This window comes from Acinetobacter sp. SCLZS86 (genome assembly GCF_021560715.1).
GTDB lineage: Bacteria > Pseudomonadota > Gammaproteobacteria > Pseudomonadales > Moraxellaceae > Acinetobacter > Acinetobacter towneri_A.
The window spans coordinates 1,855,904-1,868,702 of record NZ_CP090864.1 but is presented as its reverse complement, the minus strand read 5'-3'; the positions used below and the strand labels follow the sequence as shown (position 1 = coordinate 1,868,702).

14 protein-coding genes are annotated in these 12,799 nt (G+C 40.5%); 6 read left to right on the top strand and 8 right to left on the bottom strand.

The window, feature by feature from the left end:
• Positions 1 to 163 precede the first annotated feature (163 nt).
• The 8 genes from LZP46_RS08975 to LZP46_RS08940 form a co-directional block, all read right to left on the bottom strand.
• The gene (locus tag LZP46_RS08975; RefSeq protein WP_236093627.1) at positions 164 to 829 is read right to left on the bottom strand and encodes an O-methyltransferase; all 666 of its coding nucleotides are present in this window, start codon (positions 827 to 829) and stop codon (positions 164 to 166) included.
• A 151-nt stretch (positions 830 to 980) separates the two neighbouring features.
• Positions 981 to 1,700 carry a D-Ala-D-Ala carboxypeptidase family metallohydrolase gene (locus tag LZP46_RS08970; RefSeq protein ID WP_236093626.1) on the bottom strand — a complete coding sequence of 240 codons (720 nt, stop codon included), beginning with the start codon at positions 1,698 to 1,700 and terminating at the stop codon, positions 981 to 983.
• A 142-nt stretch (positions 1,701 to 1,842) separates the two neighbouring features.
• Positions 1,843 to 2,166, bottom strand: coding sequence for a ferredoxin FdxA (gene fdxA, locus LZP46_RS08965; RefSeq protein ID WP_070152070.1), 324 nt, complete (start codon positions 2,164 to 2,166; stop codon positions 1,843 to 1,845).
• Between the two features lie 214 nt (positions 2,167 to 2,380).
• Complete coding sequence (gene mutS, locus LZP46_RS08960; protein ID WP_236093625.1) at positions 2,381 to 5,020, bottom strand: DNA mismatch repair protein MutS; 2,640 nt, start codon at positions 5,018 to 5,020, stop codon at positions 2,381 to 2,383.
• Positions 5,021 to 5,570: 550 nt separating this feature from the next.
• Complete coding sequence (locus LZP46_RS08955; RefSeq protein WP_178319162.1) at positions 5,571 to 6,830, bottom strand: OmpP1/FadL family transporter; 1,260 nt, start codon at positions 6,828 to 6,830, stop codon at positions 5,571 to 5,573.
• Positions 6,831 to 7,065: 235 nt separating this feature from the next.
• Positions 7,066 to 7,323, bottom strand: a complete 258-nt coding sequence (locus LZP46_RS08950) for a helix-turn-helix domain-containing protein (protein ID WP_004973099.1) — start codon at positions 7,321 to 7,323, stop codon at positions 7,066 to 7,068.
• Between the two features lie 145 nt (positions 7,324 to 7,468).
• The gene (locus LZP46_RS08945) at positions 7,469 to 7,903 is read right to left on the bottom strand and encodes a DUF2946 family protein (RefSeq protein ID WP_096900944.1); all 435 of its coding nucleotides are present in this window, start codon (positions 7,901 to 7,903) and stop codon (positions 7,469 to 7,471) included.
• 149 nt (positions 7,904 to 8,052) lie between these two features.
• Positions 8,053 to 8,460 (bottom strand): rhodanese-like domain-containing protein, encoded by a 408-nt coding sequence (locus LZP46_RS08940; RefSeq protein WP_096900921.1) that lies wholly within the window; start codon positions 8,458 to 8,460, stop codon positions 8,053 to 8,055.
• A 243-nt stretch (positions 8,461 to 8,703) separates the two neighbouring features.
• On the opposite strand from LZP46_RS08940, the gene LZP46_RS08935 reads away from it, so the two are divergent.
• The 6 genes from LZP46_RS08935 to LZP46_RS08910 all read left to right on the top strand — a co-directional run bounded on the left by LZP46_RS08935 (position 8,704) and on the right by LZP46_RS08910 (position 12,736).
• Complete coding sequence (locus tag LZP46_RS08935; RefSeq protein ID WP_019838006.1) at positions 8,704 to 8,883, top strand: hypothetical protein; 180 nt, start codon at positions 8,704 to 8,706, stop codon at positions 8,881 to 8,883.
• A 235-nt stretch (positions 8,884 to 9,118) separates the two neighbouring features.
• Complete coding sequence (locus LZP46_RS08930) at positions 9,119 to 9,964, top strand: maleylacetate reductase (RefSeq protein ID WP_236093623.1); 846 nt, start codon at positions 9,119 to 9,121, stop codon at positions 9,962 to 9,964.
• A 71-nt stretch (positions 9,965 to 10,035) separates the two neighbouring features.
• Positions 10,036 to 10,419 (top strand): IS66-like element accessory protein TnpA, encoded by a 384-nt coding sequence (tnpA, locus tag LZP46_RS08925; protein ID WP_005083376.1) that lies wholly within the window; start codon positions 10,036 to 10,038, stop codon positions 10,417 to 10,419.
• On the top strand, positions 10,416 to 10,760 hold the full coding sequence (gene tnpB, locus LZP46_RS08920) for an IS66 family insertion sequence element accessory protein TnpB (RefSeq protein ID WP_005080771.1): 345 nt from the start codon (positions 10,416 to 10,418) through the stop codon (positions 10,758 to 10,760). Before tnpA ends, tnpB begins: the two co-directional genes overlap by 4 nt.
• A gap of 74 nt (positions 10,761 to 10,834) precedes the next feature.
• Entirely contained in the window at positions 10,835 to 12,460 is a 1,626-nt protein-coding gene (gene tnpC / locus LZP46_RS08915) for an IS66 family transposase (protein WP_005088614.1), read from the top strand.
• A gap of 33 nt (positions 12,461 to 12,493) precedes the next feature.
• Complete coding sequence (locus tag LZP46_RS08910) at positions 12,494 to 12,736, top strand: hypothetical protein (RefSeq protein ID WP_236093622.1); 243 nt, start codon at positions 12,494 to 12,496, stop codon at positions 12,734 to 12,736.
• The last annotated feature ends 63 nt before the right edge of the window (positions 12,737 to 12,799 follow it).

Genomic DNA, 12,799 nt, shown 5'->3' with positions numbered 1-12,799 from the left:
AAAAAGATCATTTCAAAAGATTGTTTAGTTGAACTGATGTAAATGCTTGCTGACTGTCCATTGTTATCCGCATAATTTGTGGATAACTGTATGGACAGTATATGTAAAATTATAATAAATAAAGTAAAATTGCATCAGGTTGTTTTTTAACCTTGTGTGGACTTTACTTTACAATCGCTAGAGCAAAGCCATCATGTCCTTTGCTGCCTACGGTTTGTAGTGCTGTACACGATAAAATTCGTGGATGATTTTGCATGGCTTTGAACATATCACGAATCCCTTGAATGCTTGGTTTGTGATTGTCTGGATTTAAAATTTCACCTGCACGAATGACATTGTCTAAAAAGATAATTGTGCCTGAGCGTGAAAGTTTAAGACTCAGCTCCAAATATTCAGGATAGCTTTGTTTGTCGGCATCAATAAAAATAAAATCAAAAGCTTCAGTATCTTCTGGTAGGGCTTTTAGAATATCTGCAGCACGACCAACTTTTAATTCAACCTTTTGTTTTAATTTAGCGCGGTCAATATTTTCCTGTCCCAAAGCGGCATGGGTATCACGTCCTTCAATCGTGAGTATATAACCATCTTCAGGCAGTGCGCGTGCCAGCCACATTGTGCTATAAGCTGCGAACGTACCCAATTCCAACACACGTTTGCATTGATTCATTTGAATGAGCATTTGCAGCAACATGCCCTGATTTGCCGCAACTGCAAGGTGATCTGGAAAACCTTTGGCATCGGTATTCTCTAAAGTTTGCGTCAAAATTGGGTCTTCGGGAATTAAATGTGATTCGATATAGTGATCGATATCCGTCCACATTTGTTGCATAGCGTGCTCACCTTTGTTGCGATGTGTGCATTGTAAACATTTCTGCTCAGAGTGCAATTTATTCACGGAATGGAGCAGGTGATAATTTATTTCGCAATAAAAAAAGAGGTCAATTTGACCTCTTTAAGAATTCATTTTAAACAACACTGAATTAGAAATTACACATAGATGAATGACGGCTTAAATCTGGTCCCCAAGTTCGATAACCCTGTGTATCAATATGAATTTGTCCTGAAGCGTATAAGCCTAAGCCCATGTTTAAACTTTGACCATGTTGGTGCCAAAACTGACATAATCTGTATTTGGTGCTTTCAATGTAGGCAAAGTCTCCGGCATTCGGGAATTCTGGCCCAATTCTAAAATCAATGGCTGAGTTAAATAAGTGACGTGAAGAATTTGCTCCACCTGCACATTGATTCAGTGGTAAATCTCGATAGACAGAAGTAACTTCAAAATCAGTTAAGACTTTAGAGGCGACTAAATATTTAAAAACACGCAAGGTAGGCACCTGATTTTGCCACAATTCACGACTTGGAATCATAAACTGCGAACGTCCACAGCGTTGCCAGTCACGTGCGGTACGCATTAATTCAAAACTTGGAATAATATTGCCAACACCATTATGTTCCAAGAAGCGTTCATATTCACGAACTTGGCGTAAATTGTCACTCACTGCCACCCATGCATTATACGAATAAGGCACAATTTTAGGTGCTGCCTGACGCTCGTAGGTGATTTTTTCTTGAGGAATGAAAATTCGTTTTCCATCGGGCGTGGTAATCGTTGTTGTTCTGTTTGGGGTTGAGCTACAAGCCACCAAGATAACGGGAACAATGCTGAACGAAGACAGCGCCTTGAAAAATTTCTTCATTAGGCAAATCAGATATTTATTTAAAGTGTCCGTATTCTAATCGAAAATGCGGGTAAAAATTTGAGAATATTGCAATCAAATGTGTGTTTTAGGTATAAAAAAAGATCAGCACAGAGCTGATCTTTTTCACAACAAGACGAATTTACTTTTCTAAGTATTGTAATTTGTCTGGTTTGCCATTCCATTCTTCGCGGTCAGCAGGTTGATCACCAATTTGTGTAATGTTTGGCCAAGTCTGTGAAAGTTCGGCATTTAGTTCGATAAATATTTCCTGACCTTCGGGTAACTCATCTTCAGAGAAAATAGCGTTGGCAGGACACTCGGGTTCACATAATGCACAGTCGATACATTCGTCTGGATTAATCACAAGGAAGTTCGGACCTTCGTAGAAGCAGTCTACAGGACAAACTTCAACGCAGTCTTGATATTTACATTTAATACAGTTTTCAGTGACAACAAATGTCATGGCGACAGCTACCTAACAATATGGTTCTAATTCAGAATAGTCTATTTTAGGCAAAAATCACCACAACTAACAATCGCTTTTACTGATATTTGATATAGACAGTGCTGCTAAATTTGATAAAAGGGGGATAAAACCATCAAAAAAACTTATAAATGAAAAAGACTCTCAATTAGAGAGTCTTTGTTTAGCTCAAATATTGTAGAAATAACAGCGGCTAAGCGTTCAATTGTTCCTTTAAAGCATACAATTGTTCTAGCGCTTGTCGTGGCGTTAAATTATCGACATCTATACTGCGTAATAACTCTAAAGCCGGTGATGGCTTTTCTACTTCGATTACACGTTCAATTACTTCAGGTTCAGATGAGCTTGTTGCTGGTGCAAATAGGTCATCTTGAACGGCTAAATTGACATTTTTGTGCTGCTGTTTTTCCAAAATTCTTAAGCGGTTTTGTGCTTCTTTAATGACGTTGGCTGGAATGCCTGCCAGTTTTGCCACTTGCAAACCATGACTTTGGCTGGCTGGGCCTTGTTGTACTTTGTGCAGGAGAATCAGGTTGCCATTCATTTCTTTGGCGGTCACGTGGTAGTTATCCACCCCTGATTCTTTGCTTAATTCGGTCAATTCAAAATAATGCGTTGCAAATAGGCATAAACATTTGATGCGTTTGCTTAAATCCAACACACATGCCCACGCCAAAGATAAGCCATCGTAGGTACTCGTTCCGCGTCCAACCTCATCCATCAGAACTAAAGACTGTGAGGTTGCATGGTGTAAAATTTGTGAAGTTTCAGTCATTTCTACCATAAAGGTCGATTTGCCTGTAGATAAATCATCGGCAGATCCAATACGGGTAAACACGCGATCAATAGGGCCTAATACGGCAGTTTGGGCAGGCACATAACTGCCACAATAGCCCAGTAGGGCAATCAGTGCAGTTTGACGCATATACGTGGATTTACCGCCCATGTTCGGTCCAGTAATAATTGCCAAACGATGATTGTAGTCGAGTAAAGTATCGTTTGGTGTAAATGCAGTTTTGCTTAAAGCTTCCACAACAGGATGACGTCCTGCTGTAATTTTAATTCCAATTTCAGGGCTGTATTCAGGACGTGCCCAATTGCGTAAACGTGCTTGATGGGCAAAGTTAGCCAACAAATCAATTTGTGCAATCGCGCTGCTCATCATTTGTAATTGAGCAATGTCTTGGCGTAATTCATCCAATAACATTTCAAACAGCATTTTTTCACGTGCTAAAGCACGGGACTCGCTAGACAAGACTTTATCTTCAAAACTTTTAAGCTCTGGAGTGATGTAGCGTTCTGCATTTTTTAAGGTTTGACGACGAATGTAGTGTTCAGGTGCTTGCTCAGCTTGGGCGCGAGTGAGTTCAATGTAGTAGCCACTGACACGGTTGTAGCCAATTTTTAAAGTTGGGATACCGCTTTCCTGGCGTTCTTTGATTTCTAAATCAATCAGGAATTGCCCTGCATGATCACGTATTTTGCGGAGTTCATCGAGTTCACTGTCAAAACCTTCTGCAATGACATTGCCATCACGCAATAGTACAGGTGGATTTTCTACAATTGCCTGCATTAGCCGTTGATGTAGCCCGTGAAAATCGCCCAGTTCTTCATTCAGGTTTTGAATAAGTGTGGATTGTTGTGCAGAAACAATGGGCTGTAAGGCATGACGTATATAGGGAATTTGCGCACAAGCTTGACGCAGTTGCACTAAATCACGTGGGCGTGCACTACCGAGCGCGACACGACTCAGCACGCGTTCAATATCACCAATTTCTTTCAATACCAAACGCACTGGAGATTCATGATAACCTTGTATTAAGGTTTGAATTGCATCTAGTCTTGCATCTAACAATACCGTATCACGCAAAGGTTGCATCAAGGTACGACTCAGTAAACGGCTGCCCATGGCAGTTTGGCAATCGTTGATGAGTTGGAATAAAGAAGTCCCGTGTTCAAATAATGGTTCGACTAATTCCAAATTACGTCGGGTTACAGGATCAAGCGAAATAAAATCGCTGCTTTGTTCTAATTGAATGCTGCGAATATGCGGCAAAGCCGTTTTTTGGGTTTCTTTGGCATAGTGAATTAACGCTGCCGCTGCGGCTTTGGCTAAGGGTAAATGATCAATTCCAAAACCTGAAAGTGTCGATACAGCAAATTGATCACAAAGCGTTTTTTGCGCATTGTTCAGGTTGAAATCGACATTCGGACGTTTGGTCACAGGGCAGTCAAGCTGCTTTTTAACCTGTTCGATGATATTTGGATCGACAATATCTTCATCGACCACAATTTCGCTCGGCATTAAACGCGAAAGTTCAATCGTGAGTTGTTCAGGCAGATACTCCATCTGCTGAACTTTAAAAATTCCTGCACTTAAATCTAGTAATGCGATACCAATTTGGTTTTGTTGTAAGCATAACGAAACCAAATTGGAAGATTGATGACTGTTGAGCAAGGCATCATCGGTGAGAGTACCAGGGGTGATAATACGCACCACTCCACGCTCGACAGGCCCTTTGCCTGTTACCTCGCCAATTTGCTCACAAACTACCACGGTTTCGCCTTTTTTAACCAAGCGAGCGAGATAGCCTTCGGCAGCATGATAGGGCACGCCTGCCATTGGAATAGGCTTGCCGCTGGTTTTACCTCGATGTGTGAGGGTTATGCCTAAAAGTTTGGCAGCTTTGTGAGCATCATCAAAAAACAATTCGTAGAAATCGCCCATGCGATAGAACATTAAAGAATGTGGATGCTCCATCTTCACTCTTAAATATTGCTGCATCATTGGAGTATGGGAAGATAGGTCAGCCATGATTTCTGTCATGTTCATGCAGTTGAAATCCTTTAGTTTGAGGCGTAATTTAAATGTAAGTCTGTGAATAGCTTATTTTACGGCATCTTGGTTAAATTAGTGAACCAGCATGTCAATGTTGCTCGCTCTCTAACGAGTCGAACATCGAGCGGTTTAAGCTTTTAAATGGATAATATTCAATTGATCGGGTGTGTTAGTGAGCACACAGCCATAAAAAATATCGCCCATAAAATCTAAACCCACAGGTTCAAAAATGATATCGCATAGCTCAAAGAGCTTAGCTGTTGAAAATGTATGATTTGCGAAGTTAAAAGTGAAAATTATTGTGTCATTTGGCTGAATTTTACTGAGTTTTTCGTGTAATTCATCGTTATAAAAAGCATCGAAATTTGATTGTTTTCTATGGATTCATTTAGAAAGTAGTGCATGTTGTAACATTATGCTTTGCATGGTCTTATTTCTAGCTAAAAGCCGTACTTTGGAAAAACTTCATCACAATCAAAGTAAAAAAAGCCATCATCTTTTCAGATCATGGCAAGCTATTATTCAAACTCAAGCTATGTAGAATTTAAAAATTCAAACTATATGACACGCCCAAAATATTTTGGCTCATGCTTAAATTGGCTTCGCCACCACCAAAATCAACGGGGATAGAGTTGTTACCTTGCACTGTTTCTTTGAGTGCGTGTGTATAAGCCACACTTACATTTTGTTGATCATCGAGTTGCCAAGTTGCACCAACACTTAAATGCTCTTGTACCACACCTGGTGCCAAAATATTTAGGAAGGTTTGATCATTTTTAACAGGCTGATCGTTATAGCTATAACCCGCACGTAAAGTCAGTTTTTCTGAGGCTTGATAAGTCGCTGAAATTTTATAGACATTGATGTCATCCCATCCAAAACCAGGACCTTGTGTTGTGCCAAATTTATTGTTTGCGAATAATTGATCCAGTTTATTGCCAACAGAATCTACATCTGAATAATTAATGCGTAAGTAATCTGTCGCGACTGATAAAGCAGGGGTAAGTTGATAATTTAAACCTACACCATAGCTTTCAGGTACGTCAAAATCACCTTGTTTGGCAAATAAACCTTCATATTTCTTAAAGCGGCTGGCATTAATTTTAGATGAATAGCTTGCACCAAGGGTCAGTTTATCATTTGGTTTTGCCGACCAGCCAATACGTGCACCTACGCCGTATGAATCGTCATTGCCACGATCGCTAATTGCCGCACCGTTTGACGAAGCACCACCAAAGACATCACCAGCAAAACCTTGTGCACTAAAACGTTGATATAAAATATTTGCAGCCAAGGCTATAGATTGATTTTCTGCATATTTCCAAGATAAAGCAGGTGAAATAAAGGCTTGGGTTAATGAAATACCTGCGCTTCCTGTATTATCATAAACTGCATAAGGATTATTTTTATAATTGGTATTCATGCCACCATTGCCATAAACCGCAATACCCGCAGTGACTTGTTCATTCACTGGGTGAACATAACCTACATCTGGAATTACAAAGTATTTACGGCTATTGCCATCATACTGACCATTTGCTCCATAACCATTTCCTGTAATTTCAGACTCACGATCTGGAGAGAAAATAGTTAAACCTGCATCAACACGCTTATCTAACCAGCTCAAACCCGCTGGGTTGCTTGCAATAGTCAGACTGTCCTGAAAATTGGCAATGGCTGTGCCTGCGTTTCCTTGAGATTTCACACTATATGCATGCATGAAATATCCTGTTGTTGCAAAAGCAGATGTTGAAAACAAAGGTGCGATAACAGCAATTGAGATAAAAGAAGATAGATATTTCATGAGAATATAGATCGAGTAAAAACAATATATGCGGCAGTATATTGAAAAGTTGTATTCTTGTATTTGAATATAAATTCATATCTTTATTCTATTTTTGAATATATAGCTATGAAACAGCAAGGGTATTCATTCTATATGTACATCAAAATGATGCTTCAACTCTTTTGACCAAAGAAGCTCCCTTGGGAGCTTCTTTATTGTTTTTCATTGCTTTAATTCATCATCATAAAGTGCTTTATGCCAAGTTTTCTAACACAAATTGTGGCGATTTAATAAATAATCGAATCAATGCTTGAGCAGAACTCGACGGTTGACGGACACCACGTTCCCAACTTTCTAAAGTTCGGGCAGAGATACACAATTTTGCCGCAAGTTCAGTTTGCGAAATATTCATTTTTTGTCGAACTTTAATGATCTGTTGTGCTAAATCCAAACAAGCCGTTTGCTCTACAGTATGATTCACATGATTATGACTGTGTTGAAGCAGATGCATAGTTATCTCCTCCTTAGGGTCGAATAAACAAGTCAATGAGTTATTAAAATAAGTATTGTCCTACAGCTGCATAAATTTGATACTGCAAAATTTACACTTTAGAGTGAAGCAAAGATGGCAACACTGTAAGAAATGATAAGAAAATTCAAGAGTCAAAACGAGGCGGAGCACGACCTTGTGGTAGAATAAAAAGCGGCTCAGTTTGAAATAGTGTTGGTGTAAACGATGTTTTAAAAGACAAAATCCGAATTTGCGTTCGGACTAAAATTGGTCTGAGTTTGTTTTCAAATAATGGTAGTGCAAAACTATAAACTAGACAGTATTCACATTCATGATCTGTATGCGCCGCATCTTCAGATGATGCATGTTCGTGTGAACTTTCAAGTTCCAATGCAACATGAGTCGCAGTTTCATGGTGTGTAGATGAATACGAAGAATGGGGTGCGGTGCGTTCTAAAAATAATGCTTGGGCAATAGTTTCACAGACAGAGGAAAAATGTTGTTTCTCTGGCAATAAAGGCTGTAGGAACACAGCGACTTGTAACAAGATTGCAAATAATCCTAGCAATCTGCCCAACATCATCAACACTGTATCAATCTTTTATTCAATTTATTCATGTAATACTATAACAAAAATGCCAATGATAAATATTGAAGTATTACACGAAGTTTTAATTAATATTTAACCTTAATATTGAGCGTTATTTAAGCATTCAACAGACCCTAGTATCATCTTGTAAAAGAAACTGTCGGAAAACCTGCTTCCAGCCAAGCTTGCATACCACCTTGCATTGAATAGACTTTCTCGAAACCCATTCTTTGTAAGGCTTGAGTGGCAAGTGCAGAACGCGCACCAGTACCACAAAGTAAGTAAATATCTCGTTCAGCCAGATTGGTAAGGGCACGTTCAACATCGCAATAGTGGTTTACTACAGGGTGTTGTGCAATTTTCATTTCTAACATGCCGCGTGGAAAATTCACTGCACGGTCTATTGCACAAGCCTGATGTTCTTCAGGTTCTCGTACATCAATCAAAATAATATCGGGATGTTGCAAATATTTTTCATGCAATTCTTGCACGCTAATTTCTGTAATTTCACTTTTGGCTTCAGTGATTAGTTGATCTGGTGTTTTCATTCATCCACACTCATTTATTTTGAGTCTATATAATATAATATTATATATTTAATAAGATTTTATTATTGTTAGGAAATGTGTCTGATCGAATATTGTTGTGATTTTCTATAAAAAACATTTTAAATCAGGTGTTTAAATCCTAATAAAATTTAAGCCATCAATTGATCAAAAAGTCATATCTTATTTAATTATAAAGTATATACTAGATTTATCACTTTTGTTCGATTGTTCAGAGGACGTAAAATGCCTGCAAGATTTTTTGGAATTTTTTTGGGTTTAATTGCAGCGGTATTAATCATTGGTGGAATATTTATCAATATGATCAGTGGTGAAGCTACTGTCGTTGAATACTGGATTTTATTATTGCTTCCATGTTTTGGTATACCAATTTTGTCTGCAGTGTGCCTAAAAGAAATCGACTAAGCACAACAGTATAAGTTTTCTTTACATTAAAATTGATAGCTGATTTATTCATCGCATTTGATTTTAATAATACAAAAACCCATGTGATCATGGGTTTTTGTATTTATAGCAAAATAGTTTATCTCGAGTCTTTATGTGAATATTTGCAAAGCAGCGTTGCAGAATTGGGCTGTTCAGTAGCCTAGTCATAGTTATATGCTATTAAAATGTAACGACAATATTTAAGCTCAATAACATGCAAGCATTCCATTATCAGGCATTGCCAATCGATGTTCACTTTGGCGTAGGTCATCTGCAAAAAATCCAAGAGATTTTACGTCCTTATGCCTATCAGCGTATTTTAATTATTACTACTGCAGGGCAACAAGCCGCAGGCGAGCGTTTATTGGCACAAATCCAAGACATGGCTGTAGCGGTCTATCCTCATGCGGTGATGCATGTGTCAAAAGAGGTTGCAGATCAGGCCATTCAAGATGTGCAGCGTTTAGGAGTAGATTGCTGTTTGGCATTAGGCGGTGGCTCTGCGATTGGTTTAGCCAAAGCGATTGCCTTAGAAACTCATTTGCCGATTATTGCAATTCCGACCACTTATGCAGGTAGTGAAATGACAGCGGTGTATGGCATCACCGAAAACCAGCTGAAAACCACAGGCAAAGCAGCTCAAGTTTTGCCTAAAGTAGTGATTTATGATCCTGAATTGACACTCAACTTACCCACTGAAATTTCGGCATGTTCGGGCATGAATGCGATGGCACATGCAGTTGAGGCATTATATGCACAGGATAAAAATCCCATTGTAAGTTTAATGGCGCTAGAGGCGATTACTCAACTGGCACAGGCTTTACCTGAAATTGTGCAAGCGCCTCATAATATGCAGGCACGTGAACACGCTTTATATGGTGCATGGTTGGCTGGTGTGTGTTTGGGTTCGGTGGGGATGGCAATTCATCATAAAATTTGCCATAGCTTAGGTGGACGTTATCAGTTGCCACATGCGCAAACCCACGCCATTGTGTTGGCGTATTCAGTGTATTACAACCGACATGCAGATATTGCTGCAATGAATGTAAGCGTCCGCTGAACACACCTTCTGAATTCATCCTATAAGCCTTAATTTAGTTCCCACCTAAAAACAAGTGGGGACTTAAATTTATGACTACAAATAATCAGACATCCATCGCATCTCTTGCGAAAAAACGAAGAACATACAGTGCTGAATTTAAACAGCAGATCGTTCAGGCTTGTAAAGCACCGGACGTTTCAATTGCTTCAGTCGCTTTGCAACATGGATTGAATACAAATCTTGTATCCAAATGGATTCGCTTAATTGATGCTAAGCCAGGGAGTGATCGCTCACCACTACCGAATAAACCTGCATTTATTGCCTTATCTTGCTCTGCACCATTAGATCCTACTCCTACTGACATGTTAAAAGTTCAAATTACTTTACCCCACTCAAAAGCAGAAATTGGCTTGAAATGGCAGACATCAGAAATACCTGCCTTGGCAGAATTACTCAAGGCACTGGCAACATGATCCGTATCAATGAAATTTGGCTCTCTACCCAGCCCATGGATATGCGAGCAGGAATGGATACTGTCATGGCTCAGGTGGTGAGAGCCTTTGGCTACATCAAACCGCATTGCGCCTACCTGTTCTGTAATAAACGTGGTCATCGTATGAAAGTGTTGGTACATGATGGACTGGGCATCTGGCTGTGTGCCCGGCGTTTGGAACAGGGTAAATTTCACTGGGCTCAAGTTCACCAAGTTCACCAAGGTGAAACCGTGGCCCTCAGCCCGGAACAGTTACAGGCATTAATCCAAGGTTTGCCCTGGCAGAGAATTGGATTGCAGCAAGTGGTGAATATGCTCTAAACCAAGCTCGACCATTCTGCCATCCTCCAAACGTTCTATTTCATTCTCTTCATGACCTCAGGCATACTGTGGTCATGAATACGCTGCCTGACTTAAGCCAACTGACCCATGAACAACTGCTGGAATTCACCAGACAGTTGGCGATGCAGCATCAGTCTCTAGCACAATCAAACCAGCAATTAGATGCCAGAGTTCAACATCTTGAAGTCACCAATCAGCAATTAGATTCTAAAGTTCAACATCTTTCTATTCTCAATCAAAAATACGAGCATGAACTGGCGCTGTTTAAAAAGCACAAATTCGCCCAAAAGAATGAACACTTAACGGCAAAACAAATCCATCTGTGGGATGAAGCGGTTGAAGAAGATATTGCCGCGGTTGATCTAGAACTGGAACGGCTAAATGCAGATAAAACCAATGCAGCGACACAGAAAGCCAAAACCAATAAACCTAAACGTCGACCACTGCCAGATCATCTACACACCATCCGTATTGAGCATGAACCTGCATCAACCCAATGTGCTTGTGGCTGCCAACTCCGTCGTATCGGCGAAGATGTCAGTGAAAAACTGCATTTCAGACCGGCACAGTTCTATAAGGAACAGCATGTGCGTGGTAAATGGGTCTGTGATCAGTGTGACACTCTGACTCAGCAAGCGATGCCCGCCTATGTGATTGATAAAGGCATTGCTTCACCTGAATTGCTCAGCCATGTGCTGGTATCGAAGTATGCCGATCATTTGCCGCTGTACCGTCAACGTCTGATCTATCAGCGGGCGGGAATCGAACTTTCTAGATCAACTTTATCTGACTGGATAGGTCGCTGCGGTGTAGAACTGGAACCTCTGGCCAATGCCTTAAAAGAGGTGGTGCTGCAACAGCGGGTGCTGCATGCAGATGAAACACCGGTCACCATCATGCGGATGGGTGAGAATAATAAAAAACCGAAGAAAGGTTATGTCTGGGCCTATGCCACCACACAGTACAATCCAGTTCAGGCGGTGATCTATGACTTTCAGGATAGTCGTTCAGGCCAGCATGCTGAAGAGTTCTTGAAAGGCTGGCAGGGCTATCTAGTCTGTGATGATTACAGTGGTTATAAAGCACGTTTTAAATCAGGCCAGGTGATTGAGGTGGGGTGCATGGCCCATGCACGTCGTAAATTCCATGAACTGCATGTAACTGGGAAAAGTCAGGTTGCTGAACAGGCCTTAGTGCTGATTCAGAAACTGTATGCGATAGAAGCAGAACTCAGGAAAAAGACCGATGGTACAGCGGAAGACCGCCGCGAATACCGACAACAGCATAGTCAACCAGTGATGCAACAACTATATGAATGGCTCAACCAACATCATCTGACAGTGCCATCGAGTTCTCCTACCGCCAAGGCTATCAATTACACTCTGAAGCGTTGGCCAGCCTTAAGCCGCTATCTGGATGATGGCAATCTACCGATTTGCAATAACTGGGTAGAGAATCAAATGCGACCTTGGGCCTTAGGGCGCAAGAACTGGTTATTTGCAGGTTCGCTGCGCAGCGGCCAGCGAGCGGCGAATATCATGACTTTAATCCAGTCAGCAAAGCTGAATGGCTTGGATCCGTATGCCTATTTAAGTGATGTGCTGAAAAGGCTGCCGACGCATAAAGCGACCCAAATAGAAGAATTACTGCCACATCGCTGGAAATCCAACTCAAATTAAAAAATAGGCATGGGGTTCAGCGGACGCTTACCAATGAATCAACTGGCAGCGGCTTTAAATGTGTCAGATCGGGAACAGTTGGGCTTGGCGATTTATCAGCTTAACCAAGGATTGAATATTCCAATGGCACTTAAAGATTTAGGATTACCCGAAACAGCACCTGCCCAAGTGGCACGTATTATCTGCGATAGTCCATATTATAATCCACGCGAATATGACTATGCCGAATTAGAGGCCTTATTGACCAAAGCTTATTGGGGACAAGCATCAATCTAATACTGCTGAGAAATAGCATGATAGATAAAAAACCGAAGCCACTTAGACTTCGGTTTTTTATTT